This is a genomic window from Paralimibaculum aggregatum (assembly GCF_030270585.1).
GTDB lineage: Bacteria > Pseudomonadota > Alphaproteobacteria > Rhodobacterales > Rhodobacteraceae > Thermohalobaculum > Thermohalobaculum aggregatum.
On sequence record NZ_BSYI01000021.1, the window covers coordinates 33221 to 57831 of the forward strand.

Genomic DNA, 24611 nt, shown 5'->3' on the forward strand with positions numbered 1-24611 from the left:
TGCATCGTTGAGGAGGCAAGCCTAGCACGCCCTGACGCTGACGCTCGCGGAAGCGATTGTCACACCCCGGTCACGCGAAACCGGGGCGTGCGCGCAGGCTCAGCGGCCGCCCTCGATCAGCCGGGCCTTCACGTAGCCCTTCACGATGTCGACCATCTCCTCCATGCCCTTCTCGAAGAAGTGGTTCGCGTCGGCCACGGTGGAATGGGTGATCTGGATGCCCTTCTGCGCCTGCAGCTTGGCCACCAGCCCCTCGACATCGGCCATCGGCACGATGCGGTCGCTCTCGCCGTTGAGGATCAGCCCCGAGGACGGGCACGGCGCGAGGAAGCTGAAATCGTACATGTTCGCCGGCGGCGCGATCGAGACGAAGCCGGAGATCTCCGGCCGCCGCATCAGCAGCTGCATCCCGATCCAGGCGCCGAAGGAGAAACCCGCCACCCAGCAGCCGCGGGCATTGGGGTTGTGCATCTGCAGGTAGTCGAGCGCCGCCGCGGCGTCCGAGAGCTCCCCCTGGCCCTGGTCGAACTCCCCCTGGCTGCGCCCGACGCCCCGGAAGTTGAACCTCAGCGCGGTGAAGCCGAGATCCCGGAAGGCATAATGCAGCGCATAGGTGACGCGGTTGTTCATGTTCCCGCCATATTGCGGGTGCGGGTGAAGGATCAGCGCGATCGGCGCATCCTTCTGGGCGGTCGGGTGATAGCGCCCTTCCAGCCGTCCGTCTGGACCGGGAAAGATCACCTCGGGCATCCGTGTTCTCCTGGAACCGGGCGAGCTGCCCGGGCATGCTTGACTAACCCGCTCAGGAAACCTAGAAACATTCTAAGAAAGATGTCCCACTGCCTCCGCGGTGTGCAGGGAGTTAGCGAACACACCTGTCAAGGTCAATCTCGCTGCGCGGGGGCGCCGGCCATCCGCGCCGGAAATTCCGCGCAACCTGCGGAGCGGAAACGAGAATTCGGCGCACGGGAAAGGAGACCCCGGATGAAGCTCAGCACCAAGGGCCGCTATGCGGTGACCGCCCTCGCCGATATCGCGCTCAACACGGGGCAGGATCCGGTCTCCCTCGGCGACATCTCCGGCCGGCAGGACATCAGCCTCGCCTATCTCGAGCAGCTCTTCGTGCGCCTGCGCCGGGCCGGGCTGGTCACCTCGATCCGCGGCCCGGGCGGCGGCTACCGGCTGGCGCGCGACCCGGCCCGGATCAGCATCGCCGAGATCATGGCGGCGGTGGACGAGCGGCTCAACGCCATGGGCTGCGAAGGCAAGTCCGGCGTGCAGGGCTGCGGCAGCACGCGCGAGGTCTGCCTCACCCACACGCTCTGGGAGCAGCTCTCGGCGCATGTGCATGTGTTCCTGGCGCAAACCAGCATCGCCGACGTGATCGCCGAGCGGCTCTCGCCCTGCCCGGCGGTCCCGGATTTCGCGGCGATCCTCGACGAGGACGACGACGCCCCCGCACCGGCGGCCGGCGGGGCGGCGGAGGCGCGCGCATGACGCCGCGCCCGACCATCGATGCGCGGCATCCGGCCGGCCCGACGGGACCAGCATGACCGGGCTCGCCGGCCGCCGCGCCTATCTCGACTGGAACGCCAGCGCGCCGCTGCGCCCGGAGGCGCGCGCCGCCATGCGCGACGCGATGGAGGTGGCGGGCAACCCCTCCTCGGTCCATGCCGAGGGCCGCGCCGCGCGGGCGCTGGTGGAGCGTTCGCGCGCCCAGGTCGCGGCGCTGGTCGGCTGCGAGCCCGCCGAGATCGTCTTCACCTCCGGCGCCACCGAGGGCGCCGGGCTGCTGCGCCACCTGCCGGCCGGCCACGCGGTCTTCGTGGAGGAGACCGCGCATGACTGCCTCTGGGCGCATCTCGACCTCACCGGGGTGGAGAACGCCGAGGGCGGGCACACGCTGGCCATGGGGCTCGCCAATTCCGAGACCGGGCTCCTCGCGAGCCCCGGGCGCGACGATGGCGGCTGGATCTGGGGCGCGCGGCGGGCACACTGGCTGTTCCTCGACGCGGTGCAGCATGCCGGGCGCCTGCCGCTGAACCTGCACGCGCTGGGGGCGGATTTCGCGATCCTCTCGGCGCACAAGCTCGGCGGGCCCAGGGGCTGCGGCGCGCTCTTCGTCCGCACCGGGCTGGACATCTCGCCGCTGTCGCTCGGCGGCGGGCAGGAGACGGGGCGCCGCTCCGGCACCGAGAACGTCATCGGAATCGCGGGTTTCGGCGCCGCGGCCGAGGCGGCCCGCCGCGACATCGCGTCCGGCATCTGGGCAGACGTGACAAATCTGAGGGATTCGCTAGAGAATACCCTTGCAGCCGCCGTGCCCGAGACCATTTTCGTTGGCAGGGGCAGCCCGCGTCTTCCCAACACCAGCTGCTTCGCCACCCCCGGATGGAAGGGCGAGACACAGGTGATGGCGATGGACCTTGCCGGCTTCGCCGTGAGCGCGGGCAGCGCCTGCAGCTCGGGCAAGGTGCGCGAGAGCCGGGTGCTGCGCGCCATGGGGCACGACGAGGAAACCGCCCGCTCCGCGATCCGCGTGAGCCTGGGCCCGACCACGACGCAAGCCGAGGTGGCGGCCTTCGCCGATGCCTGGCTTGCCGCTTACGAGAAACGCCGCGTCCGCGCGGCTTGACCGACCGAAGGAGAGCCGGATGTCCGCATTGGATGTGAACGTCAAGGAAGGTGTCGACCAGGAGACCGTCGACGCGGTCAAGTCGATGGGCAAGTACAAATACGGCTGGGAGTCGGAGGTCGAGACCGAATACGCCCCCAAGGGCCTGTCGGAGGACATCGTCCGCCTGATCTCCTCGAAGAAGAACGAGCCGGAATGGCTGCTGGAATGGCGGCTCGCGGCCTACAAGCGCTGGCTGGAGCAGCCGGAGCCGGACTGGGCGATGCTCGAGATCGCGCCGATCGACTATCAGGAGCAGTATTACTACGCCCAGCCGACGAGCTTCAAGGAGAAGCCCAAGAGCCTCGACGACGTCGATCCGAAGCTGCTCGAGACCTATGCCAAGCTCGGCATCCCGCTGCGCGAGCAGGAGATCCTCGCCGGCGTCGAGGGCGCCGGGCAGACCCCCTCCGAGGGCCGCAAGGTGGCGGTGGACGCGGTCTTCGACAGCGTCTCCCTCGGCACCACCTTCAAGGACGAGCTGGCCAAGCACGGCATCATCTTCTGCTCGATCTCCGAGGCGGTGGCCAACCATCCCGAGCTGGTGAAGAAGTATCTCGGCTCGGTGATCCCGGCCTCCGACAACAAGTTCGCCACGCTGAACGCGGCGGTATTCTCGGATGGCAGCTTCGTCTACATCCCCGAGGGGGTGCGCTGCCCGATGGAGCTGAGCACCTATTTCCGCATCAACGCGGAGAACACCGGCCAGTTCGAGCGCACGCTGATCATCGCCGAGAAGGGCTCCTATGTGAGCTATCTCGAGGGCTGCACCGCGCCGCAGCGCGACGAGAACCAGCTGCACGCGGCCTGCGTCGAGCTGATCGCGCTCGAGGATGCGGAGATCAAGTATTCCACGGTGCAGAACTGGTATCCGGGCGACGAGAACGGCAAGGGCGGCATCTACAACTTCGTCACCAAGCGGGCGGACTGCCGCGGCGCGCGCTCCAAGGTGTCCTGGACGCAGGTCGAGACCGGCTCGGCGATCACCTGGAAATACCCCTCCTGCATCCTGCGCGGCGAGGCCAGCCAGGGCGAGTTCTATTCCATCGCCATCGCCAACAACGCGCAGCAGGCCGACACCGGCACCAAGATGATCCATCTCGGCAGGAACACGCGCTCGCGCATCGTTTCCAAGGGCATTTCCGCCGGCCGGGCGCAGAACACCTATCGCGGGCTGGTGGACATCCACAAGCGCGCGGCGGGCAGCCGCAACTTCACCCAGTGCGACAGCCTGCTGATCGGCAGCGACTGCGGCGCGCATACCGTGCCCTACATCTCGGTGAAGAACGCCAGCTCCAAGGCCGAGCACGAGGCGACCACCTCGAAGGTCGACGAGGACCAGCTGTTCTACGCGCAGTCCCGCGGGCTCGACGAGGAGGAGGCGGTGGCGCTGATCGTCAACGGCTTCTGCAAGGAGGTGCTGCAGGAGCTGCCGATGGAATTCGCGGTGGAGGCGCAGAAGCTCGTCGCGATCTCCCTCGAAGGCTCGGTGGGCTGACCGCGATGGCTGGCAGCCTGGAAGAAGCCGAACTGCGCGACTCCCGCCGCCTCTTCATCTATGGCGACGGCGCCCGGGAGGCCGTTGCCGCGGGGATGCTGGTGCTGATCGGCAGCCTGGTGCTCTCCACCTTCCTGGGGGCCGGCTGGCTGTCGCTCTCGGCGGCGTTCTGGGGCTCGATGGGTCTCGCCGCGATGGCCGGCACGGCCGTGGCCTGGCTCGTCCGCCGCCGCACCCGGCGCCGGCAGTCCCGCGAGGCGGCCGCGTACCGCGCCGAGCGCGCGGCGGAGCAGGCGCGCCAGCTCGCCGCGTTCCGCGCCGCGAAGGCGCGCGAGGCCGGCGATGGCTGAGCCCGTGCGGCAGATCGGCTTCCGGGCAGCGCTCTGCGTGGCGGCCGCGGCCTTCCTGCTCGCCACCGCGGGCGGCGGCAGCACCCTGCCGTGGAACGCGCACGGCGCGGTGTTCCGGTCGATCGGCGGCATCGGCTCCGGCATCGGCATGCCGGTCTACTTCTAGGCACGGAGGCGGCGATGGCGGACGGGGATCACTGGTTCGAGCCGAAGAGCCATGGCTACGGCGCGAAACCGGCCAACTGGAAGGGCTGGGCGGCGACGGGGGTCTTCGTCGCCGTCATGGTGGCGCTGGCCTGGGTCTTCGTGATGGCGCCCGGCGAGGGCGGGCCGCGGATCCTGACCTGGCTGGCGATCCAGACGCCGGTGCTCGTCGGCTTCCTCTGGCTCGCGCGGCACAAGACGAGGGGCGGCTGGAAATGGCACTGGGGGAGCCGGAAATGAGCGAGACCCCCTGCCCCGTCGTGCATCTCGACGCGGTGCCGCTGCGCGAGACCGGCCACGGCGATGGCTTCGCCGCGGCGCTCGGGCGCATCGGGCCGCTGATCGGCGCGAGGCAGCTCGGCTGCCAGCTCCACATCGTGCCGCCGGGCAAGGCCGCCTTCCCGCGCCATGCCCACCATGCCAACGAGGAGATGCTGGTGATCCTCTCCGGCGAGGGCGAATACCGCATCGGCGCGGCGCGCCATGCGGTGCGCGCGGGCCATGTCTGCGCGGCGCCCGCGGGCGCCGCAGAGACGGCGCACCAGCTGCGCAACACCGGCGCCGGGGAGCTGCGCTATCTCTGCATCTCCACGCGGCACGACCCGGAGGTCGTCGAATACCCGGACTCGGGCAAGATCGGCGTCATGTCGATGGTGCCGGAGAGCACGGGGATGCGCGGCGCGCGGGTGTTCCATCTCTGGTCGGCGGAGGACGAAAGCCTCGGATACTGGGATGGCGAGGGCTGAGCGCCCCATCATGGTTAAGCGGACCTAAAGGAGTTCGGTTCAAGCCTTGCGGTCAGGGACCGGCGCATCGGGCGCCGGCAGGACCGAAAGGCGAGCGAGATGACTGAGCAGGACATGGCCGGGACGGCCGAGCTCGGCGGCGACAGCCCGGTGAGCCAGGAGATCGGCGAGGCGATCGGGGCGGCGCTGGCGCGGCTCGACAAGGTGGACCGGGACCCGACGATTCGCGAGGCGGTGGCGCGGGTAGTGGTGCGCCGCTTCAACACCCACCTCGCGGCGGTGTTCGAGGAGAGCCGGGGCGCCATCGTGCACGAGCTCGGCGGCATCGCCGAGGTGCTGCGGAGCAGCCCTGCCCGGCCCGCGCGCGACGAGCTGCGCATGGCCTATGCGCCCGAGGGCGCGCCGGTGCGGCTCGCGGCCCCGACACGGGCGCCGGCACGGGCGCCGACGCCGGCCGAGCTGGCGGCCCCCGCGCCGAACCGGCTGGCCGAGGCGGCGAAGCTGATGGCCGAGGCCGCCCCCGCCGGCGCGGCGGCGGCAGCGACGGAGGAGAACGCATCGGCGGAGGGCCCGGAGACCGCGGCCGCCACCGGCGCGAGCGAGACGAGCGAAGAGACAACCGCGGCCGGCGCCCGGCGCCCCGCCGCAACCACAGGAGAGACGAGAGATGCTGGAGATCCGCGATCTGCATGTGCGCCTCGAGGAGGAGGACAAGCCGATCCTCAAGGGGCTGAGCCTGACCGTCGAGGCGGGCAAGGTGCACGCCATCATGGGTCCGAACGGCTCGGGCAAGTCGACGCTGTCCTACGTATTGGCGGGGCGGGACGGCTATGAGGTGACCGGCGGCAGCGCCACGCTCGACGGCGAGGACCTGCTCGAGAAGGAGCCCGACGCGCGCGCCGCGGCCGGGCTCTTCCTGGCGTTCCAGTACCCGGTCGAGATCCCGGGCGTGAACAACATGACCTTCATCCGCACCGCGCTGAACGCCCAGCGCAAGGCCCGCGGCGAGGCCGAGATCTCGGCGCCGGACTTTCTGAAGCAGGTACGCGAGACCGCCAAGAGCCTCAACATCGGCCCGGAGATGCTCAAGCGCGCGATCAATGTCGGCTTCTCCGGCGGCGAGAAGAAACGCAACGAGATCCTGCAGATGGCGATGCTGGCGCCGAAGATGTGCATCCTCGACGAGACCGACAGCGGCCTCGACGTCGACGCGATGAAGCTGGTGGCCGAGGGCGTCAACGCGCTGCGCGCGCCGGACCGGGGCTTTCTGGTGATCACGCATTACCAGCGGCTGCTGGACCATATCGTGCCGGACGTCGTGCATATTATGGTGGACGGGCGAATCGTCGAGACCGGCGGAGCGGAGCTTGCCGCGCGCGTCGAGCGCGAGGGCTACGGCGCGCTGGTCAAGGCGACGGCCTGAGGGGATGGCCATGCTGAGCGAGAAGCTGATCGACGACAAGCGGCGCACCGCGGAGGCCCTGCTGGCCGCGCTGCCGCTGCCCGAGGGCGAGAGCGCCTGGGCGCGCGATGCCCGGGCCCGGGCGCGGTCGCGCCTGCTCGATGCCGGCGCGCCGATCCGGCGCGACGAATACTGGAAATACACCGACCCGACCGCGCTGACAGCCCCGGCGGCGCCGGTGGCGCCGGCACCCGAGGGCGGCCTGCCCTCGGCCCTCGCGCTCTTCGCCGGCCATGCGGCGCGGCGGATCGCCTTCGTCAACGGGCGCCAGCGGCCGGATCTCTCCGACGACGCCGCCCAGGCCGGGCTGGCGATCGCCCCGCTCGGTGAGGTTCTGGCGCATGACGTGACCTGGGCGCGCGGGCTCTTCGGCGCGCTCGAGGCGGCGGGTCAGGAGAAGGTGGCGCGCCCGCTCGCGGCGCTCAACACCGCCGCCGCGACCGAGGGCGCGGCGCTGCACGTGACCGGCGCGGTCGCCGAGCCGCTGCATCTCGCGCATACCCAGATCGGCGAGGGCGCGGCGCTGCTGCGCCATCTCGTGCGGGTGGAGAGCGGCGGCGCGGTGACGCTCCTCGAATCGGGCATCGCCGGCAACACGGTGATGGAGATCGACCTCGCCCCCGGCGCGGTGCTCCGCCATATCCGCCTGCAGGACGCGCCGGAGCGGCCGACCGCCACCCATGTCTTCGCCCGGCTCGGCGCGGGCGCGAAGTTCCAGACCTTCACGCTCACCGCCGACGGCTCGCTGACCCGCAACGAGGTGGTGATGGAGTTCGCCGGCGACGACGCCCAGGGCCACATCGCGGGCGCCGTGCTCGGCCGCGGCGAGAGCCATGTCGACAACACGGTCTTCGTCACCCACGGGGCGGAGCGCTGCGAGAGCCGGCAGGTCTTCAAGCAGGTGCTCGACGGCGCCGCGAAGGCGATCTTCCAGGGCAAGATCTTCGTGCGCCAGGTCGCGCAGAAGACCGACGGCTACCAGATCAGCCAGTCGGTCCTGCTGTCGGACGATGCGGAGTTCTCGGCCAAGCCCGAGCTCGAGATCTATGCCGACGACGTGAAGTGCTCACACGGCTCGACCACCGGCGCGCTCGACGAGGGCGGGCTGTTCTACCTGATGGCGCGCGGCATCCCGCTCCGGCAGGCGGAGGCGATGCTGGTCGGCTCCTTCGTCGAGGAGGCGGTGGCGGAGATCGCGGACGAGGACCTGCGGGAGATCATGCGCGCCCGGGTGGCCGACTGGATGGGCGCGCGCGGCTGACAAGGGGGCCTTGCGCGGCCCGCACCGAAGACGAGGGGGGAGAGCGATGGCGACGGAGGGCATGGCACGCGAGGGGATGACGATCCGTGTCCTCGGGGCCTGGCGCGACATGCGCGGCACCATGCGCGCCGTGCTCGACGGACGCCCGAGCGAGACCGCCCTCCTCGTCTTCATCCTGGTCTCCGGGCTGCTGCATTTCCTCGGCAGCATGGCCGAGTTCTGGCTCGACCCGCGCAGCATCGGGCTCGAGCAGGGCGAGGCGCTGGCCAACATCTACTGGCTCGGCATCTTCTTCTTCGTGGTGCGCACCATCGGGCTCTACATGCTGGCGCTGCTCGGGCACCTGCTGGCGCGGGCTTTCGGCGGCAGGGGCGACGCCTATGCCAGCCGGGCGGCGATGGCCTGGGCGGCGCTGGTGGCGGCGCCGGTCTGGCTCATGCTGAAGTTCCTCGGCCTGTCGCTGCAGGGCGAGATCGGGCACGAGCCGGCCCGGGCGATCGGCGAGTTCGGCTACATCCCCTTCATCTACGCGCTGGCGCATTGCTTCGCCGAGGCGCACGGCTTCCAGCGCACCTGGGCGGTGCTGGGGGTGATCGCGCTCCTCGTGATGATGCTGTTCAGCGGGCTGATGCTTCTCTCGAGCAGCTGAGGCCTGCCTGAGCCGGCTCCCGGCATGCATGCCAGAGATGCAATCTTAGACATTGCTCAACCTCTGCGGGCGAAATTGTTTTGGCCCGACCTCCGGATCGTGTATCGTCCCCGTAGGTTCTTCTGGGTGCGCGCGTCGGAGCGGGGCGGCGCCCCGCAATGAATGTCTGCGCCGAACGCAACATCCGAACAGCCCGGGGCCTGTATGACCAGCGAGACCGCCGACGACCTTCCAGACGTACACCTCGAGGACGTCCAGCAGCCGCTGGAGCCGCTCACCGGCATGTCCGTCTGGGCGCGGATGCGGCTGTCCTACAGCGACATGCGGCGCACCACGCGGGCGCTGATCGAGGAGGCGCCCTCCGAGGCGCGGCTGCTGTTCTTCGTGCTGCTCTCCGACGTGATCTTCTTCCTCAGCTTCGGCGTGAGGCTGATCGTCTCGCCGAGCCAGGCGATCTCGGAGATCATGCCGGTGCCGGCCCAGCTCGGCACCGCGCTGCTCGGCATCTTCCTGCTGCGCACCGTGACGCTCTATCTCTTCTCCGCGGTGGTCTGCGGCATCTGCCGCGCGGTCGGCGGCAGCGGCACCTGGCGCGACACCCGCGCGGCAATCTTCTGGGCCTCGCTGGTGGCCGCCCCGGTCGGCGTGCTCGGCGCGATCATCGGCGCCGCCTTCTCGAACCTCGAGCAGACGATACCGGCCTTCGCCAGCCCGACGGTGGCGCTGCCGCCGGTGCTGATCGGGGTCGTCGCCTTCGTCTTCTTCCTCTCCGCCGGGGTCGCCGAGGCGCATCGCTTCGCGCGCACCTCGCCGGTCTTCATCATCTTCTCGGTCTTCACGATTCTGGTTCTCGTCGCCGGTTTCGTGCTAGGTCCGGCTATCATGGATTCGCTCGGACTCACTGCGTGATCGCCCCGTTCCTTGCGCGCGTCGCCGAAGGCGTCGTCGCCCCTCGGCGTGCGGTCGAGCGGTTGCTGGCGCGCGGCCCGCTGACACCGCAGGAGGTGCTCGGGCTGATCCTGCTCGCCTATGCGATCCAGGAGATGTTCGTGCTGTTCCTGCTGCCGGAGATGCGGGCGGGGCAGAGCCCGGCCCTGACCTGGCATCTCGAGCGGGTGTTCTTCGCGGTGATGGAGTTCGCGGTGACCGTCGGGCTCGTCTTCGGCGTCGGGCGGATGTTCGGCGGCAAGGGCAACGTGGCCGACTGCGTCACCGGGATCGCCTGGTTCAACCTGATCACCAGCTTTCTCGTGCCGCTCACGGCGCCGGCCCTGCCCGGCCTCTTCACGGGAGAGATCACCGCAGCCGCCGCCCTCTTGCTGTTTGCGGGAACTGCCATATTTTGCTGGGTGTTCGCTGGCGTGATCGCGGGGATACACAGGTTCCGAAGTACCGGATCCGTGCTGATGGCGATGATGGTCCTGATCACCCTGACGACACTCATCGCCAGCGCGCTCGCCCCGGCCGGCTGATCCGCCGCTCCGAGCGCCCAGCCACCGAAGTTCCGCCGCATCCGCGACGCCAGAGACCCTGCCGAGGCCCACCATGTACGATGTCGAGAAAATCCGCGCCGACTTCCCGATCCTGTCGCGCCAGGTCAACGGCACCGATCTGGTCTATCTCGACAGCGGCGCCTCGGCGCAGAAGCCGCAGGCGGTGATCGACACGGTGACCGAGGCCTATGCCCAGCGCTATGCCAACGTGCACCGCGGCCTGCATTTCCTCTCCAACGACGCCACCGAGCGCTTCGAGGCGGTGCGCGGCAAGGTGGCGCGCTTCCTCGGCGCGCGGCACGAGGACGAGATCCTCTTCACCTCCAACGGCTCGGAGGGGTTCAACCTCGTCTCCTATGGCTGGGCGGCGCCGCGCATCGAGCCGGGCGACGAGATCATCCTCTCGGTGATGGAGCATCACGCCAACATCGTGCCGTGGCATTTCCTGCGCGAGCGCCAGGGCGCGGTGCTGAAATGGCTCGAGACCGATGCCCGCGGCGAGATCGACCTCGACAAGCTGGCCGATGCCATCACCCCGCGGACCAGGCTGGTCGCGATCAGCCACATGTCGAACGTGCTCGGCACCGTGAACCCGGCGAAGCGAATCGTCGAGATCGCCCATGCCCGCGGCGTGCCGGTGCTGCTCGACGGCTGCCAGGCGGCGGTGCACATGCCGGTGGACGTCGCCGATCTCGACGTCGATTTCTACGTGATCACCGGCCACAAGCTCTATGGCCCCTCGGGTTCGGGCGCGGTCTATATCCGCCGCGAGCGGCAGGCCGAGATGCGCCCCTTCATGGGCGGCGGCGACATGATCCGCGAGGTGACCCGCGAGGGCATCACCTACAACGACCCGCCGCACAAGTTCGAGGCCGGCACCCCCAACATCGTGCAGGTGATCGGCTTCGGCGCGGCGATCGACTATGTCTCGGCCATCGGCATGGAGAACATCGCCGCCCATGAGCACGACCTGCGGGACTATGCGCAGGCCCGGCTCTCGGGGCTCAACTGGCTCCAGATCCACGGAAACAGTGCGACCAAGGGCGCGATCTTCTCGTTCTCGATGGAGGGCGGCGCGCATCCGCACGACATCTCCACGGTGATCGACCGCAAGGGCATCGCGGTGCGGGCGGGGCATCACTGCTGCCAGCCGCTGATGGCGCATCTCGGGGTGACGGCGACCGCGCGGGCGAGTTTCGGGCTCTACAACACCCGCGCCGAGGTCGACCGGCTCGTCGAGGCGCTGGAATTCTGCCACGAGCTCTTCGGCTGAATCCGGGCCGCGCTGGAGCGCTGTGCCCGGCAGCGGCGCGGCGCGATTCCTAAATCGTTTAAGACGCACTGCAGCAAAAATTTCCCGCGTGAAGAAATTCCTCATGGACACCCCGTCACATTTTGATGAATGTGGATGGGGCAGTAGCAAAGGGGAATGATCCAGATGGCAAGCGGTGGGACAGAAGGGGGCTCCGGCAGCACCCAGAACCCGATCGGGGCCGATCCGTTCAGCATGGCGCCGGACATGCTCGGCACGCAGCTCTGCGCGCTGGCGCTGGTCTGGACGGCGCCGTGGCGGGCCGCGAGCGTGGTGATGAACGAGGCGCTGCGGGAAAACATCGACCGAATGAGCTGAGCCGGCCGCCGGCTCGGGCCTTCGGCAGGACGCGGCAGGCGCCGGGGCGGCATCGCCCGGAGACCGCCTGGACAGCGGGAATCGCAGGGGCGCCGCGGCGTCTCAGCCCTTTTCGGGCGTGATTTCCATGATGCCGACCGCGCCCGACTGCGCATCCTCGTCATCCATCGACATCGGCACCACGTCGCCCCGCGCCCAGAGCTCGGACATGTGGTCGTACCAGCGCGAGAACGGGTGCCCGCTCTGCCCGGTCGACAGCACCCAGACCGACCGGTCGAGATCGGCGAAGTCGTAGACCACGCGCACCCCCGCCGCATGGATGTTCTCGAACGGCCGCGGGCCGCGCCCGGCGCTGAGCCCGCGCATCAGGGTGTGGCTGCCGCCGGAGGTTTCCTGCTCGATGTTCACCATCAGCCCGAGCCAGTCGGAGAAGCCGAGCGGCATGTGACGGTGCACCGCGCGGTGCACCTCGCCCCAGCGCCAGCCGGCGATGTTGCGCCCATGCGTGCGGGCGAGATCGGCGAGCGCGTCGTCGAGCGCCGCGGCGGCGATCTCGCGGCAGGTCTCGGGCTCCGGCGTCTTGTCCACGTCGCACCAGATCGCGGCGCCCTCGATGTTGCGGAACACCCGCTCGACGAAGAGCGGCCGCGGCCCGGCCACCTCGCGGAACAGCCCGCCGAGCTCGTCCGCCGCCAGCCGGTGCGTGAGCCGGCGCATCCATTCCGAGAAGATCAGCGGCTCGGGGCTGTGCTGGTCCATCTCGCCGTTCCACTCCGCCAGCAGCGCCAGCGCCTCGCCGCGCAGCCCCTCCTGCGTCGAGACCGGCTCGCGCCACCAGAGATCGCGGGCGATCAGCGGCAGCACCGAGCGCGCCATCTCCGAGACCGCATCGGCCTGCAGCGCCACGAAGCTGTCGCGCGAATGGAAGCGCCGGCCGGAGAGCTCCTTGCGGATGCGCCGGATGCGGTAGGGCGCCGCCCAGTCATGGCCGAGATGGCGCGGATAGGCGGCATCGGTGATGCGGTTGTTGGCGGCGGCGATGGCGCCCTCCTCGGGCGCGCGCACCACCGGGATCTCCTCGGGCGGCAGGAAGCCCTGCCAGTCATGCACCGATTTCCAGCCGGGCGAGGGCAGCCGGCCGCGCACCGGGTTGTCGGGCTGGCGCAGCGGCACGCGCCCGGCCACCACCATCGCCACCTCGGAGGCATCGGCCAGCGTGACCACCTGCGCCGGCGCCGCGACCATCGGCGCGATCGCCAGCCCCTGCGCCACGCTGTCGGCCTCGAGCAGGCGGATCAGCGCGGAGAGGCCGGTGTCCTCGTCGGTCAGCGCGGTCCAGGCCAGCGCTGCCACATGCCCCTCGGGGGTCACCGCCTCGGCGCCGAACATCTCGCCCGCCAGCACCGGCCCGTGGCGGGTGCGGCGCACGGTCTCGACCAGCGGCGCCGAGCCGTCGATCTCGATGCGGATCTGCCGGGTCTCGAAATCGCGCCAGCCCTCGGGGGTCAGGTAGCTCTCCGGATCGGCCGGGTTCAGCTTCTCGATGAACAGGTCCTGGTCGTCGACATTGGCGGTGGTGAGCCCCCAGCCGAGGCGCCCGTTGTGCCCGATCAGGATCGCCGGCACGCCGGGCAGCGTCGCGCCGATGCCGGCCAGATCGCCGCCGCGCAGATCGGCGAGATACCAGACGCCGGGCGCCGAGAGCCAGAGATGCGGATCGTTCGCCAGCAGCGGCGCGCGCGAGGAGGACCGCGAGGCATCCACCGCCCAGGCATTCGAGGCGCCGCCCTTGCCCGGCGCCGGCGGGCCGAGGGCGGCAAGCAGCGGGCCGGGCTCGGGCGGCGGCGGGGCGAGGCGCGTGTCGGCGTGGCGGAGCTCCGGAAACAGCGTGGAGTAGCGCGGCACCACGGTCTCGGCGGGGCCGGGATAGTCCGGCAGGATATCGGCGACCCGCGCCGCCGGCAGCGCGAGCTGGAAGCGCGCGCGGCGGACCTCGGAGCGGGCGCCGTCGGAGAGCCGCAGCGCCATCATCTTCAGGATGCCGAGGCTGTCGGCCGGGGTCCAGGGCGCGAAGCCCTTGCCGAAGAGGAAGAACTCCGGCGCGCCGCGGCCGAGCGAGCGGGCGTCGATATGGCGGATCCAGGCGTTGACGCCGGCGGCATAGGCCTCGAGCGCGGCCTGCGCCTCCGGGGTCTGATGCGCCACGGCGCGTTTCGCATGGCCGTAGAGGTCGAGGGTCTTGGCCAGCCGGTCGAGCGCCACGGTGCGCCGGCCGAACAGCGCCGAGAGCCGGCCCTGCACCGCGCGGCGGTTGACCTCCATCTGCCAGAGCCGGTCCTGCGCATGGACGAGGCCGAGCGCATACCAGGCATCGGCCGGGCTCCCGGCGCGGATATGCGGGATCGCGTTGGCATCGCGGATCACCCGCGCCGGCGCGCCGAGGCCGGCGGCCTGCACATGCGCGTCATAGTCCGGCAGCGAGCCGGCCACCAGCACCCAGGCGAGGCCGAGGGCCGCCGCCGCGAGCCCGGCCACGGCCAGCACGCCGCGCAGCATCCAGCGCAAGATCCGGTTCATCGCGCCTCGTCATCCTCCGCCAGACAGGGCATCGCCGCCAGGGGGCGCGGCCATGCCGGGGCCGCCTCCGGCGCCCCTGCCCCGTTAATCAGAGGACCGGCACGCGTGCAACCGGCAGCGGTGCGCGCGGGCCCGGGGGCGGGCGGGCGTGGAGGGGCGCACCGGCGGGCGGATGATCCGTTGACCCCTGCCCCCCATCGGCTAACACTGCCCCGCCAGCAAAGGAGGGACACATGGCGAAGGTGAGTTTTCTCGGGCTCGGGGTGATGGGCTATCCGATGGCGGGGCACCTCGCCGCCGCGGGCCATGACGTGACCGTCTACAACCGCACCGCCGCCAAGGCGGAGAAATGGGCCGCCCAGCATGGCGGCAAGGCCGCGCCGACGCCGAAGGCCGCCGCCGAGGGCCAGGATTTTGTGATGTGCTGCGTCGGCAATGACGACGACCTGCGCGCCGTCGTGCTGGGCGATGACGGCGCCTTCGCCGGCATGGCCTCGGGCACCGTCTTCGTCGACCACACCACCGCCAGCGCGCAGGTGGCGCGCGAGCTGCAGGCCGCGGGCAAGGCGGCCGGCATCGGCTTCGTCGACGCGCCGGTCTCCGGCGGCCAGGCCGGGGCGGAGAACGGCCAGCTCGGCATCATGTGCGGCGGCGAGCAGGCGGATTACGACCGCGCCGAGCCGGTCATGCAGGTCTATGCCAAGGCCTGCCGGCTGCTCGGCGGCCCGGGCGCGGGCCAGCTGACCAAGATGGTCAACCAGATCTGCATCGCCGGGCTCGTGCAGGGGCTCTCGGAGGGCGTGGATTTCGCGCAGAAGGCCGGGCTCGACGCCGAGGCGGTGTTCGACGTGATCACCAAGGGCGCCGCCGGCTCCTGGCAGATGGAGAACCGGCACAAGACCATGCTGGCCGACGAGTTCGAGTTCGGCTTCGCGGTGGATTGGATGCGCAAGGATCTCGGCATCTGCCTCGACGAGGCCAAGCGCAACGGCGCGCGGCTGCCGGTCACCGCTCTGGTTGACCAGTTCTATGGAGAAGTGCAGGACATGGGCGGCGGGCGCTGGGACACCTCCTCGCTGCTCCGCCGACTGAAGCGCTGAGGCGCCGCGGGGCCCGGGGGCGGCATGCCCGCCCCCTGCCCTTGCATCAGTCGTTGACGATCAGCACCACATCGGCGAGCACCGCGCCGTCGGCCAGGCTCACATAGCGCAGCCGGTAGCGGCCCTCGCGCCGGGGCCCCGGCAGTACCACCGTGTCGCGCGCGCCGGCCGAGCCCGCGAGGTTCTCCTCGTGCACCACCTCGCCGCTCGCCTCGGAGGTGATGACCAGCGCATGGCCCTCGCCGCCCGGGCCGAAGCGGTCGATCCTGACCGGCTCGCCGGGCGCGATCACCGAGGGCGCGCGGAACCAGGCCTTGCCGGCATCGACGGTGAAATGCCGGCTCGCCAGCACCGTGCCGTTCTGCCCGTGCAGCACCTGCAGCAGGTAGCGCCCCGAGAGATCGGGGGCCCGGATCGCGAGGCGCCCGCCGCCGACCTCGTCGCGGGTGACCAGCCGCTCCCAGACCAGCCCGCCGGCCTCGTTCTCCACCACCAGCAGCACGTCGCGCGCGCCGCCGATGCTGAGGCGGATGTCGAAGGCCGCCGTCGGATGCACCTCCGAGGGGGTCCAGAGTCCGACCGGCGCGGCCACCACCTCGAGATCGGCGCGCTCGCGCATCCGCCCGTTCTGGTGCAGCTCGAGCCAGTAGGAGCCGGAGCGCGCCGGTGCGGTGAACTCGATCCGCCCCGCCCCCGGCTCGACGCCGCCGAGCGGCACAGCGGGGCCGGTCGGCACCTCGCCGCCATCCGGCCCGGTGATCGGGCGGGCGAGAAGCTCCGCCCCTGCCCCGGCCGGCGGCACGATCTCCAGCGGCACCGCCTGGCCCGGATCGACCGAGGGCGGCAGCCGCAGCTCGGCGGCGGCCGGCAGGGCGAGCGCCGCAGCGGCGCTCAAGCCGAGCAGCGCCGCGCCGGCAATCCGCCGCTGCGGGCGGGCCGGGCCACGGTCCCGCGGGGCGGACCAATCACGAGAAGACATCGGGTTTCTCCCTTCGAGCACGGGTCGTGAACCATCCGGGGCACGCCGCGGCGCGCCCCGGTCCCGGCCCTGCGACCCGTGCTGGTCAGGGCATCGGGATGTCCGACACATATTTGGGCACGTGATAGCCCTTTTGAACCGCCTCGCGGGCGGCGATGCGCTCATACCATGCCTTGACGTTGGGGAATTCGCCAAGATCGACCTGCTGCCACTCGAAGCGGCTGATCCAGGGCCAGGTGGCCATGTCGGCGATGGAATAGGCGCCGCAGATGAAGTCCCGCCCGTCGAGCCGGCGGTCGAGCACGCCATAGAGGCGCTTCGCCTCCTTGCCGTAGCGCTCCTCGGCATAGGGCGCCTTGCCGGGGTTGAACTTGAGGAAGTGATGCGCCTGGCCGAGGAACGGCCCGATGCCGCCCATCTGCCACATCAGCCATTCGATGGTCTCCCAGCGATCCGGGCCCATGAACTGCCCGTGCTTCTCGGCGAGATAGAGCAGGATCGCGCCGGATTCCATCAGGCTCCGCCCGGTGTCGCGCTCGACGATGGCCGGGATCTTGTTGTTGGGGCTGATCTTCAGGAAATCCGGGGCGAACTGATCGTCCTTCATGATGTCGATCGCATGCGCCTCGTATGGCACGCCGAGCTCCTCGAGCATGATCGAGACCTTGCGCCCGTTGGGCGTCGTCCAGGTGTAGAGATCGTACATGGGGCGGGCTCCCTTGGCTTGAGACCGCGCCATCCTCGCGTTCGGTGACGCGATTGCAACCCTCGAAACCGCGAGGTCAGACGTGCTGGCCGCCGTTGATCTCGATCTCCACGCCCGAGACATAGGAGCTCTCGGCGGTGCAGAGATAGTAGATGGTGCGCGCCACCTCCTCGGGCCGGCCGAGGCGGCGCATCGGGATCTGCTCCACCAGCTTCTCGGTGCCGGGGGAGAGGATCGCGGTCTCGATCTCGCCCGGCGCGATGGCATTGACGCGCACGCCGAGCGGCCCGAAATCATGCGCCATCTCCCGGGTCAGCGCCGCCAGCGCGGCCTTGGAGGTGGCATAGGCGGCGCCCGCGAAGGGATGCACCCGGGCGCCGGCGATCGAGGTGACGTTGACCACCGCGCCCTTCGCCGCCATCAGCTCGGCCCTGAGCCCGCGCGCCAGCACGACGCTGGCGAAGAAGTTCACATGGAACACCTTGCCCCAGGTGCGCAGATCGGTGGTCAGCGTGTCGAGCCGCTCGCCCTCCGGCCCCTTCGGCGAGATCCCGGCATTGTTGACCAGCGCCTCGAGGCGGCCGCCGGAGCCCGCGGCGAGCCGGCCGCGGATGTCCTCCACCGCGGCGATGGTGCTGTTCGGGTCGGAGAGATCGACCTGGACATGGTCCTCCTCCCCCGCCTCCCAGGGGCAGTCCTCCGGGAAGGGGTGGCGCGAGCAGGTGATCACCCGCCAGCCGGCCGAGGCGAAGCGCTTGACGGTGGCATGGCCGATGCCGCGGCTGGCACCGGTGAGCAGCAGCGTGCGGCGGGGGCTCTCGGCCATGGCGGTCTTCTCCCTTGGGGCCGGGGCGGCCCGGGCCCGGCCAGTATCCGCCGCCGGCGCCTCCCCGCAAGTCCTATCCGGGCGCCGGGGCCCCATGCTAGCCTCGCCGCGGGCGACACGGGGAACCACGGGACGGGGAACAGATGCTCGACGACCAGTACGGCAACCGGCTCTCGACAGGCTCGGCCGAGGCGCGCGACGCCTATGCGGCGGGGCTCGACCGTTTCCTCGCGGCGCTGCCCGGGGCGGATGCCGATCTCGACCGCGCCGTCGCCGCCGATCCGGGGCTGGCGCATGGCCATCTCGCGCGGGCGCGGCTGGCCCAGATGACCGGGCGGGCCGCGGTGCTCCGCGAGAGCCTCGACGCCCTCGCCGCGCTCGACCGGCGCAGCCTCACCGAGGGCGAACGGGGCGCCATCGACGCGCTCCTGCCGGTGCTCGCGGGCAAGGGCGCGGCGGCGATCCCCGGCATCCGCGCGCATCTCGCGAACCATCCGCGGGACGCCCTGGTCGCGCAGAGCTGCATGAGCGTCTTCGGCCTCATCGGCTTCTCCGGGCAGCCCGGGCGCGAGGCCGAGCAGCTCGCCTATACCAGCTGGCTGGCGCCGCATTACGGCGACGACTGGTGGTTCCTCTCGATGCATGCCTTCGCGCAGATGGAGTGCGGCCAGCTCGCCCCCGCCGCCGAGACCATCGCCCGCTCCGTCGCGCAGCGCCCCGACAGCGCCAACGGCGCGCATGTGAAGGCGCATCTGCACTACGAGACCGGCGAGACGGCGGCGGGCCTCGCCTATCTCGATGCCTGGCGGGCGGATTACGACCGCTCCGGCCAGCTGCATTGCCATGTCTCCTGGCATGTCGCGCTCTGGGCGCTGGAAACCGGCGATGCCGGGCGGATGTGGGCGGTGCTCGATGCCGATATCCGCCCCGCCGCGGCCTGGGGCCCGGCGATCAACGTGCTGACCGACACCGCGGCGCTGCTGGCGCGGGCGGAGATGGCCGGCGTCGCGGTGCCGCGGGAGCGCTGGGCCGAGGTGAGCGCCTATGCGCAGGAGAAGTTTCCCAGGCCCGGCATCGCCTTCGCCGATGCCCATGCCGCGCTCGCCCATGCGATGGCGGGCGACGGCGCGGCGCTCGCGCGGATCGTCGCGGAGGCCAGCGGCCCGGCCGGCGCGATGGTGCGGGCGCTGGCCGAGGGGTTCGGCGCGCTCGCGGCCGGGCGCTGGGCCGAGGCGGCGGCGCATCTCGCCGAGGCGATGGTCGATCATGCCCGGATCGGCGGCAGCCGGGCGCAGCGCGACCTGATCGAGCATGCCATGGTCGCGGCCCTGCTGCGCGACGGGCGGGCGGGCGAGGCGCGCCGCCTGCTCGCCATGCGCCGTCCGGTCACGCTGCAGCGCTGTCTGGTGGCGGGGCTGGAGGCCTAGGGGTTGAGCCGCTGCACCGCCCAGGCCAGCGCGCCGGGCGCCTCCCGCCTCCAGCGGAAACGGTTGTGCAGGCGGAACTCCCCGTCGGCCCAGAACTCCATCTCGACGGGCCGGATCCGGAAGCCCCCCCAGTGCGGCGGCCGCGGCGGGTTGATCGGGTAGCGCGCGGCATAGCCCGCGACATCGGCCATCAGGCTCGCCCGCGACGACAGCGGGCGCGACTGCGCCGAGGCCCAGGCGCCGATCCGGCTCTTGTAGGCGCGCGAGGCGTAATAGGCATCGGCCTGCGCATCGCCGACCCGCTCCACCGGCCCGCGCACCCGAACCTGCCGGCGCAGCGATTTCCAGTGCATCACCATGGCGGCCTGCGGGTTCTCCGCCAGCTCGCCGCCCTTGGCGCTCTCGAAATTGGTGTAGAAGACGAAGCCGCCTTCGGAGAGGCTCTCCTCCACCTCCTTCAGCAGCACCATGCGCACGTTCGGCAGCCCGCCGGCATCCGCGGTGGCCAGCGCCACGGCGGTAGGGTCGTTGGGCTCGGTCTTCTCCGCCTCGGCCATCCAGGCGCGGGCGAGCGCATAGGGATCGCTGCCCGCGAAGATGCCGCTGCGCGTCTCGCTCTCGGTGATGCGGGCCGTGCCCCCGGTCGTCTCGCTCATCGCCGCCTCCCTTGCTGCGCCGGAGAGCCTAGAGCGTCGCGCCCGCGCTGCAATCCCCCGCGGCGTCGCGGCGGGGCGATGCGCCTTCCCTTCGCGTCATCCGGGCGCTAGGCTCTGAGGGACGGACCCGCACCTGCGCAGCGATCCCGCACGGATCGGCGGCGAGGAGGACCCGGAATGCCCGACGAACGCGAGCTCGCGGCGCAGATCGCGCTGCTGAAGGCCGCGGTGGCCAGTGGCAACCGCCAGCTGCAGCCCGCGCTGTCCGCCCTGATCGCCGCGCAGGTCGCGATGAAGCACGCGAAACCGGCCGAAACCAGCAAGCAGACCGAGAGCAGCGGCGACCGCGCGCGGAAGGCCTTCGAGGCCTGGAACAAGGAGACCGAGGCACTGATCGCGGCGCGCAAGAGGCGGCGCGACACCATGCAGAAGGCGATGGACGACGCCGCCAAGTTCGCCAAGGAGGCCAATGCCGCGCTGCGCCAGATCGGCGAGGCGGGCCGCCAGATCGGCAAGCTCGGCATGAAGCTCGAGGCGGCGAAGGCCAAGGGCGATGCGAGGAAGGAGGCGGCGCTGGCCAAGGCGATGGAGGCGCAGTCCAAGACGATGTCCACCGCCATGGCCACCGCCGCCCTGAAGCTCGGCAAGGCCGCGCGGCTCTACGACACCGTCATCGCCGGGCTGAAGAGCGGCTGACGGCGGGGCCCGGGCCGCGGCGCCGCGAGACGCCCGAACCCGCCGGCGAGCTGACCTTACGCAAACGTCGCTTCCGCCACGACAGGCATGAAGCGGGCCTTGAGCACACCACGGTTTTGCCTTAAAGCCCACGCTACCAGACGTAACGGAGGAATGCGGTGATGGCGGGGCTGATGGAGGGCAGGCGCGGCCTCGTCATGGGGGTCGCCAATGACAAGTCCATCGCCTGGGCGATCGCGGACGCGGCCCATGCGCAGGGCGCCGAGCTCGCCTTCACCTATCAGGGCGATGCGCTGAAGAAGCGCGTGATGCCGCTGGCCGAAAGCGTCGGCAGCGAGATCGTGCTGCCCTGCGACGTCACCGACGCGGCCTCGATGGACGCGGTCTTTGCCGAGATCGGCGCGCGCTGGGGCAAGCTGGACTTTCTCGTCCACGCCATCGCCTATGCCGACAAGAGCGAGCTCAAGGGCCGCTACATCGACACCAGCCCGCAGAACTTCCACAACTCGCTGGCGATCTCCTGCTACTCCTTCACCGCGCTGGCGCAGCGTGCCGAGAAGCTGATGGACGCGGGCGGCAGCCTGCTCACCCTCACCTATTACGGCGCCGAGAAGGTGATGCCGCACTACAACGTGATGGGCGTGGCCAAGGCGGCGCTGGAGGCCAGCGTGCGCTACATGGCGGCCGATCTCGGCCCCCGCGGCATCCGGGTCAACGCGCTCTCGGCCGGGCCGATCAAGACGCTGGCGGCCTCCGGCATCGGCGATTTCCGCTACATCCTCAAATGGAACGAGCTGAACGCGCCGCTGCGCCGCAACGTGACCCGCGAGGATGTCGGCAAGTCCGGCCTCTATCTCCTCTCGGACCTCGCGAGCGGCGTGACCGGCGAGTGCCACCACGTCGATTGCGGCTATCACCTCGTCGGCATGAAGGCCGAGGACGCGCCCGACATCGCGCTCGACAAGAGCTGAGCGGCGGGCCGGGGACATGACCGAGATCGCGATCCAGCAGGCCTGGCCCTCGACGCTGTTCCTCTGCGACTGGCCGGAGCAGGCCAGCCGTGCCCCCGCCATCGAGACGGCCCTGCGCGCCGAGGCGGCGGGCTTCGACCGGCCGGTGGCGAGCGGGGTCGCGACCTCGGCCAAGCCGGCGCAGGGGCTGGTGGAGAGCCGGCTCGATCTCTTCGACACCTGCGGCGACGCGGATCTCGGCGCGCTGGTCGACTGGTTCGGCAACTGCATCCGGCACTGCGTGGCGCAGGTCAATGGCGGGCGCGTGGCGCCGGACCGGATCGAGGTGGAGTTCTGCGAGAGCTGGTTCCACATCACCAATGACGGTGGCTTCCACGACGCCCATGTGCACGGCAACTGCTCCTGGTGCGGGATTTTCTACCTCGCCGCCGGCGACCCCGACCCGGTGCCGGCGGGCGGCGCGGCCTCGGCGGGCAACGGCATCAACCGGTTCTACTCGCCGATCCCCGGCGGCGGCTCGGTGCGCGATTTCGGCAATGCCTATCTCGGGCGCAGCTATCTCGACGTGCAGCCCCATGCCGGGCGACTGGTGCTGTTTCCCTCGTTCCTGCTGCACAGCGCCCTGCCCTATCGCGGCGCGACCGACCGGGTGATCCTCTCCTTCAACAGCCGCAGCCACCTGGCGCCGGCCTGAGGCGCGGCGCACCGCGCCGCATCCGGCATCCCGGCAGCACCGGCCCGAGGAGGCGCCGGCCCGAGGGGGCGCCGCGCCGGGCCGCCCGCCACTGGCAACGTCATGCCCGCGGCGCGGTGGCGGCCGCCGGCGCCCGTGGCGGCGGCCCGGGTTGCGGCCGGGCTCAGTCGAGCCAGACCGGGTTTGACCAGGCGCGCCGGCCGACGCTGTCCATCGCCACCACGCGGAACCAGCCGCCGGCGCGGAACGGCGCGAGCGGCAGCTCGGCCACGGTGAGCGCGCGGCCATGCACCACCCTGGAAGCGGAGTGCTGCCCGACCGCCATCAGATGCGCGACCGGGCTCGAGGCGACGCGGATGCTGTCGCCCTCGACCGCGACCTCGCGCAGCTCCGGCCCCTGCGAGGAGTAGTAGGCGCCGGCCTTCAGCGCCTCGAGCAGCGCCTCGGGCTCGTTCGCCTCGGCCTTGACCATGACCCAGCCGCCGAAATGGTCGGGGTCGAGCCCGCGGAAATGCGCATCGTCGCTGGCGCAGCCGGAGAGCCGCCGGCCATCGGCGAGCAGAAGATCGAGGATCGCCGTGCCGTCGCCGCGGTCGCACTCGACCTGGCAGCCGTGGTTGTAGATCTCCACCGCATGGGCGGCCTCGATGGCGCGCGCATCGGCGAGGGTCAGCCCGTACCACTGCGGATGCGCGATGGCGACGAAGGCCCCGGCCGCGCGCGCGCGGGCCGCCAGATCGGCGCCGCTCTCCTGGCCCGCGACCGCCCTGAAGCCCGGCGCCTCGGGCGGCGCGAAATCCGCCGGCAGGCCGACCGCGAGGATGTGCCAGAGCTCGCCATTGCCCAGCGCGCCGGAGTGGATCTCGGCGCCCGCCAGGGTGGTGAAGCGGTTGGTGCGGAAATCCCGCGTGTCGGTGATCGGATAGTCGAAGGTGCCGAGGAAATGGTCCGAGAGGCAGAGGAAGTCGTAGCCCTCGGCGGCATAGCGGCGGCAGACCTCCGCCGGCTCGAGCCCGCCATCGGAACGGGTGGAATGGGTGTGGAGATTGCCGCGGAAGAAATTTCCGGGCGAGGCGAAGGCGAGCTGCTGCATCGGGTCCCCCCATGAATCGATCTGCGCCGGTTACCTAATGGAAGCGCCCGCGTCTATCGCAACATGATGACAGTGCGCGGCAGCTTGACAGCACCCCGGTGCGTCGGGACTGTGCGGCCATGCGCATCGCCACTTTCAACATCAACGGCATCAAGGCCCGGCTCGGCCAGCTCGCCGACTGGCTCGCGGAGACCGCCCCCGACGTGGCGGTGCTGCAGGAGTTGAAGTCGATGGATGCCAACGTGCCGCGCGAGCCCATCGAGGCGCTCGGCTACCATGTCGAGACCCACGGGCAGAAGAGCTTCAACGGCGTCGCGATCCTCTCCAAGCGGCCGCTGGAGGACGTCGTCCGCGGCCTTCCCGGCGACGAGGCGGACGAGCAGGCCCGCTGGATCGAGGCGACCGTCAGCGGCGAGCACGGCGCGGTGCGGGTGGTCGGGCTCTACCTGCCCAACGGCAACCCGGTGCCGGGGCCGAAATACGACTACAAGCTGGCCTGGATGGCGCGGCTCGAGGCGCGGGCGGCAGAGCTGCTGGCCGAGGAGATGCCGCTGGTGCTGGGGGGCGACTACAACGTGATCCCCGAGCCGCGCGACGCCGCGCGCCCGGAGGCCTGGGCGGAGGATGCGCTGTTCCTGCCCGAGAGCCGGGCGGCCTGGCGGCGGGTGGTCAATCTCGGCTTCCACGACGCCACCCGCGAGGTCACGCAGGAGGACGGGCGCTATACCTTCTGGGACTATCAGCGCGGCTCCTGGCAGAAGGACGACGGCATCCGCATCGACCATCTGCTGCTGAGCCCGCAGGCCGCCGACCGCATGACCGCCGCGGGGATCGACCGCGAGATGCGCGGCCGGGAGAAACCCTCGGATCACGTGCCGGTCTGGGTCGAGCTGGAGATCTGAGGGGGGGGGCGCCCGAG

General features: G+C 70.9%; 28 protein-coding genes. 21 read left to right on the forward strand and 7 right to left on the reverse strand.

Translation table 11 applies throughout. The annotated features are described in order from the left end of the window. Window positions 1-99: 99 nt before the first annotated feature. Window positions 100-750 (reverse strand): alpha/beta hydrolase, encoded by a 651-nt coding sequence (locus QSJ97_RS13835; RefSeq protein ID WP_285672366.1) that lies wholly within the window; start codon window positions 748-750, stop codon window positions 100-102. Window positions 751-984: 234 nt separating this feature from the next. Here QSJ97_RS13835 and QSJ97_RS13840 point away from each other — a divergent pair, with 234 nt between their 5' ends. The 15 genes from QSJ97_RS13840 to QSJ97_RS13910 all read left to right on the forward strand — a co-directional run bounded on the left by QSJ97_RS13840 (window position 985) and on the right by QSJ97_RS13910 (window position 11967). Further along, entirely contained in the window at window positions 985-1497 is a 513-nt protein-coding gene (locus QSJ97_RS13840) for an Rrf2 family transcriptional regulator (RefSeq protein WP_285672367.1), read from the forward strand. 52 nt (window positions 1498-1549) lie between these two features. Next, window positions 1550-2635 carry a cysteine desulfurase family protein gene (locus QSJ97_RS13845; RefSeq protein ID WP_285672368.1) on the forward strand — a complete coding sequence of 362 codons (1086 nt, stop codon included), beginning with the start codon at window positions 1550-1552 and terminating at the stop codon, window positions 2633-2635. 19 nt (window positions 2636-2654) lie between these two features. Then, window positions 2655-4172, forward strand: a complete 1518-nt coding sequence (gene sufB, locus QSJ97_RS13850) for a Fe-S cluster assembly protein SufB (RefSeq protein WP_285672369.1) — start codon at window positions 2655-2657, stop codon at window positions 4170-4172. 5 nt (window positions 4173-4177) lie between these two features. Continuing rightward, entirely contained in the window at window positions 4178-4522 is a 345-nt protein-coding gene (locus QSJ97_RS13855) for a hypothetical protein (RefSeq protein WP_285672370.1), read from the forward strand. Then, window positions 4515-4688, forward strand: coding sequence for a hypothetical protein (locus QSJ97_RS13860; RefSeq protein WP_285672371.1), 174 nt, complete (start codon window positions 4515-4517; stop codon window positions 4686-4688). The genes QSJ97_RS13855 and QSJ97_RS13860 overlap by 8 nt, the downstream gene beginning before the upstream one ends. A gap of 14 nt (window positions 4689-4702) precedes the next feature. Beyond that, window positions 4703-4966 carry a hypothetical protein gene (locus tag QSJ97_RS13865; RefSeq protein ID WP_285672372.1) on the forward strand — a complete coding sequence of 88 codons (264 nt, stop codon included), beginning with the start codon at window positions 4703-4705 and terminating at the stop codon, window positions 4964-4966. Further along, window positions 4963-5472, forward strand: a complete 510-nt coding sequence (locus QSJ97_RS13870) for a cupin domain-containing protein (RefSeq protein WP_285672373.1) — start codon at window positions 4963-4965, stop codon at window positions 5470-5472. Before QSJ97_RS13865 ends, QSJ97_RS13870 begins: the two co-directional genes overlap by 4 nt. A gap of 99 nt (window positions 5473-5571) precedes the next feature. After that, a complete protein-coding gene (locus tag QSJ97_RS13875) occupies window positions 5572-6306 on the forward strand; it encodes a hypothetical protein (RefSeq protein WP_285672374.1) in 735 nt (244 codons plus the stop codon). Further along, window positions 6191-6895, forward strand: coding sequence for a Fe-S cluster assembly ATPase SufC (gene sufC / locus QSJ97_RS13880; RefSeq protein ID WP_285672414.1), 705 nt, complete (start codon window positions 6191-6193; stop codon window positions 6893-6895). The genes QSJ97_RS13875 and sufC overlap by 116 nt, the downstream gene beginning before the upstream one ends. Window positions 6896-6905: 10 nt before the next feature. Further along, a complete protein-coding gene (sufD, locus tag QSJ97_RS13885) occupies window positions 6906-8195 on the forward strand; it encodes a Fe-S cluster assembly protein SufD (protein ID WP_285672375.1) in 1290 nt (429 codons plus the stop codon). A gap of 46 nt (window positions 8196-8241) precedes the next feature. Further along, complete coding sequence (locus tag QSJ97_RS13890) at window positions 8242-8844, forward strand: YIP1 family protein (protein ID WP_285672376.1); 603 nt, start codon at window positions 8242-8244, stop codon at window positions 8842-8844. 204 nt (window positions 8845-9048) lie between these two features. After that, entirely contained in the window at window positions 9049-9753 is a 705-nt protein-coding gene (locus QSJ97_RS13895) for a YIP1 family protein (protein WP_285672377.1), read from the forward strand. After that, on the forward strand, window positions 9750-10316 hold the full coding sequence (locus tag QSJ97_RS13900; RefSeq protein WP_285672378.1) for a hypothetical protein: 567 nt from the start codon (window positions 9750-9752) through the stop codon (window positions 10314-10316). Before QSJ97_RS13895 ends, QSJ97_RS13900 begins: the two co-directional genes overlap by 4 nt. Window positions 10317-10389: 73 nt before the next feature. Beyond that, window positions 10390-11610: a cysteine desulfurase gene (locus QSJ97_RS13905; RefSeq protein WP_285672379.1), complete on the forward strand. Its 1221-nt coding sequence runs from the start codon at window positions 10390-10392 to the stop codon at window positions 11608-11610. Window positions 11611-11766: 156 nt separating this feature from the next. Next, complete coding sequence (locus QSJ97_RS13910; RefSeq protein ID WP_285672380.1) at window positions 11767-11967, forward strand: hypothetical protein; 201 nt, start codon at window positions 11767-11769, stop codon at window positions 11965-11967. Between the two features lie 102 nt (window positions 11968-12069). On the opposite strand, the gene QSJ97_RS13915 is transcribed toward QSJ97_RS13910, so the two are convergent. Continuing rightward, window positions 12070-14544, reverse strand: a complete 2475-nt coding sequence (locus QSJ97_RS13915) for a penicillin acylase family protein (RefSeq protein ID WP_285672381.1) — start codon at window positions 14542-14544, stop codon at window positions 12070-12072. A gap of 233 nt (window positions 14545-14777) precedes the next feature. On the opposite strand from QSJ97_RS13915, the gene QSJ97_RS13920 reads away from it, so the two are divergent. Continuing rightward, a complete protein-coding gene (locus tag QSJ97_RS13920; protein WP_285672382.1) occupies window positions 14778-15644 on the forward strand; it encodes an NAD(P)-dependent oxidoreductase in 867 nt (288 codons plus the stop codon). 46 nt (window positions 15645-15690) lie between these two features. Here the strand turns inward: QSJ97_RS13920 and QSJ97_RS13925 are convergent, their stop codons facing one another. From QSJ97_RS13925 to QSJ97_RS13935, 3 genes are all read right to left on the reverse strand, one after another. After that, window positions 15691-16623 (reverse strand): hypothetical protein, encoded by a 933-nt coding sequence (locus tag QSJ97_RS13925; protein ID WP_285672383.1) that lies wholly within the window; start codon window positions 16621-16623, stop codon window positions 15691-15693. A gap of 85 nt (window positions 16624-16708) precedes the next feature. Beyond that, window positions 16709-17329, reverse strand: a complete 621-nt coding sequence (locus tag QSJ97_RS13930; RefSeq protein WP_285672384.1) for a glutathione S-transferase family protein — start codon at window positions 17327-17329, stop codon at window positions 16709-16711. Window positions 17330-17405: 76 nt separating this feature from the next. Further along, a complete protein-coding gene (locus QSJ97_RS13935) occupies window positions 17406-18155 on the reverse strand; it encodes an SDR family NAD(P)-dependent oxidoreductase (protein ID WP_285672385.1) in 750 nt (249 codons plus the stop codon). Window positions 18156-18298: 143 nt separating this feature from the next. Here QSJ97_RS13935 and QSJ97_RS13940 point away from each other — a divergent pair, with 143 nt between their 5' ends. After that, window positions 18299-19582: a tetratricopeptide repeat protein gene (locus QSJ97_RS13940; protein WP_285672386.1), complete on the forward strand. Its 1284-nt coding sequence runs from the start codon at window positions 18299-18301 to the stop codon at window positions 19580-19582. On the opposite strand, the gene pdxH is transcribed toward QSJ97_RS13940, so the two are convergent. Continuing rightward, on the reverse strand, window positions 19579-20238 hold the full coding sequence (gene pdxH, locus QSJ97_RS13945; protein WP_285672387.1) for a pyridoxamine 5'-phosphate oxidase: 660 nt from the start codon (window positions 20236-20238) through the stop codon (window positions 19579-19581). The two genes, QSJ97_RS13940 and pdxH, sit on opposite strands and share 4 nt — an antisense overlap. A gap of 177 nt (window positions 20239-20415) precedes the next feature. On the opposite strand from pdxH, the gene QSJ97_RS13950 reads away from it, so the two are divergent. From QSJ97_RS13950 to QSJ97_RS13960, 3 genes are all read left to right on the forward strand, one after another. Continuing rightward, window positions 20416-20934 carry a hypothetical protein gene (locus tag QSJ97_RS13950; RefSeq protein ID WP_285672388.1) on the forward strand — a complete coding sequence of 173 codons (519 nt, stop codon included), beginning with the start codon at window positions 20416-20418 and terminating at the stop codon, window positions 20932-20934. Between the two features lie 161 nt (window positions 20935-21095). Further along, window positions 21096-21905, forward strand: coding sequence for an enoyl-ACP reductase FabI (gene fabI, locus QSJ97_RS13955; protein WP_434220919.1), 810 nt, complete (start codon window positions 21096-21098; stop codon window positions 21903-21905). Window positions 21906-21921: 16 nt separating this feature from the next. Next, entirely contained in the window at window positions 21922-22599 is a 678-nt protein-coding gene (locus tag QSJ97_RS13960; protein WP_285672390.1) for a putative 2OG-Fe(II) oxygenase, read from the forward strand. Between the two features lie 163 nt (window positions 22600-22762). Here the strand turns inward: QSJ97_RS13960 and QSJ97_RS13965 are convergent, their stop codons facing one another. Next, complete coding sequence (locus tag QSJ97_RS13965; protein WP_285672391.1) at window positions 22763-23692, reverse strand: CehA/McbA family metallohydrolase; 930 nt, start codon at window positions 23690-23692, stop codon at window positions 22763-22765. Window positions 23693-23811: 119 nt separating this feature from the next. Between QSJ97_RS13965 and xth the strand changes: the two genes are divergently transcribed. Next, window positions 23812-24594: an exodeoxyribonuclease III gene (xth, locus tag QSJ97_RS13970; protein ID WP_285672392.1), complete on the forward strand. Its 783-nt coding sequence runs from the start codon at window positions 23812-23814 to the stop codon at window positions 24592-24594. Window positions 24595-24611: the final 17 nt, after the last annotated feature.

Coding starts and splice junctions, on each gene's coding strand:
- sufB (WP_285672369.1), top strand. CDS start 2,655: ATGTCCGCATTGGATGTGAACGTCAAGGAAGGTGTCGACCAGGAGACC.
- QSJ97_RS13920 (WP_285672382.1), top strand. CDS start 14,778: ATGGCGAAGGTGAGTTTTCTCGGGCTCGGGGTGATGGGCTATCCGATG.
- QSJ97_RS13940 (WP_285672386.1), top strand. CDS start 18,299: ATGCTCGACGACCAGTACGGCAACCGGCTCTCGACAGGCTCGGCCGAG.
- QSJ97_RS13915 (WP_285672381.1), bottom strand. CDS start 14,544: ATGAACCGGATCTTGCGCTGGATGCTGCGCGGCGTGCTGGCCGTGGCC.
- QSJ97_RS13870 (WP_285672373.1), top strand. CDS start 4,963: ATGAGCGAGACCCCCTGCCCCGTCGTGCATCTCGACGCGGTGCCGCTG.
- QSJ97_RS13905 (WP_285672379.1), top strand. CDS start 10,390: ATGTACGATGTCGAGAAAATCCGCGCCGACTTCCCGATCCTGTCGCGC.
- QSJ97_RS13835 (WP_285672366.1), bottom strand. CDS start 750: ATGCCCGAGGTGATCTTTCCCGGTCCAGACGGACGGCTGGAAGGGCGC.
- pdxH (WP_285672387.1), bottom strand. CDS start 20,238: ATGAGCGAGACGACCGGGGGCACGGCCCGCATCACCGAGAGCGAGACG.
- QSJ97_RS13840 (WP_285672367.1), top strand. CDS start 985: ATGAAGCTCAGCACCAAGGGCCGCTATGCGGTGACCGCCCTCGCCGAT.
- QSJ97_RS13925 (WP_285672383.1), bottom strand. CDS start 16,623: ATGTCTTCTCGTGATTGGTCCGCCCCGCGGGACCGTGGCCCGGCCCGC.
- QSJ97_RS13860 (WP_285672371.1), top strand. CDS start 4,515: ATGGCTGAGCCCGTGCGGCAGATCGGCTTCCGGGCAGCGCTCTGCGTG.
- xth (WP_285672392.1), top strand. CDS start 23,812: ATGCGCATCGCCACTTTCAACATCAACGGCATCAAGGCCCGGCTCGGC.
- QSJ97_RS13895 (WP_285672377.1), top strand. CDS start 9,049: ATGACCAGCGAGACCGCCGACGACCTTCCAGACGTACACCTCGAGGAC.
- QSJ97_RS13960 (WP_285672390.1), top strand. CDS start 21,922: ATGACCGAGATCGCGATCCAGCAGGCCTGGCCCTCGACGCTGTTCCTC.
- QSJ97_RS13935 (WP_285672385.1), bottom strand. CDS start 18,155: ATGGCCGAGAGCCCCCGCCGCACGCTGCTGCTCACCGGTGCCAGCCGC.
- QSJ97_RS13930 (WP_285672384.1), bottom strand. CDS start 17,329: ATGTACGATCTCTACACCTGGACGACGCCCAACGGGCGCAAGGTCTCG.
- QSJ97_RS13855 (WP_285672370.1), top strand. CDS start 4,178: ATGGCTGGCAGCCTGGAAGAAGCCGAACTGCGCGACTCCCGCCGCCTC.
- QSJ97_RS13950 (WP_285672388.1), top strand. CDS start 20,416: ATGCCCGACGAACGCGAGCTCGCGGCGCAGATCGCGCTGCTGAAGGCC.
- QSJ97_RS13845 (WP_285672368.1), top strand. CDS start 1,550: ATGACCGGGCTCGCCGGCCGCCGCGCCTATCTCGACTGGAACGCCAGC.
- fabI (WP_434220919.1), top strand. CDS start 21,096: ATGGCGGGGCTGATGGAGGGCAGGCGCGGCCTCGTCATGGGGGTCGCC.
- QSJ97_RS13875 (WP_285672374.1), top strand. CDS start 5,572: ATGACTGAGCAGGACATGGCCGGGACGGCCGAGCTCGGCGGCGACAGC.
- QSJ97_RS13910 (WP_285672380.1), top strand. CDS start 11,767: ATGATCCAGATGGCAAGCGGTGGGACAGAAGGGGGCTCCGGCAGCACC.
- QSJ97_RS13865 (WP_285672372.1), top strand. CDS start 4,703: ATGGCGGACGGGGATCACTGGTTCGAGCCGAAGAGCCATGGCTACGGC.
- QSJ97_RS13965 (WP_285672391.1), bottom strand. CDS start 23,692: ATGCAGCAGCTCGCCTTCGCCTCGCCCGGAAATTTCTTCCGCGGCAAT.
- sufD (WP_285672375.1), top strand. CDS start 6,906: ATGCTGAGCGAGAAGCTGATCGACGACAAGCGGCGCACCGCGGAGGCC.
- QSJ97_RS13890 (WP_285672376.1), top strand. CDS start 8,242: ATGGCGACGGAGGGCATGGCACGCGAGGGGATGACGATCCGTGTCCTC.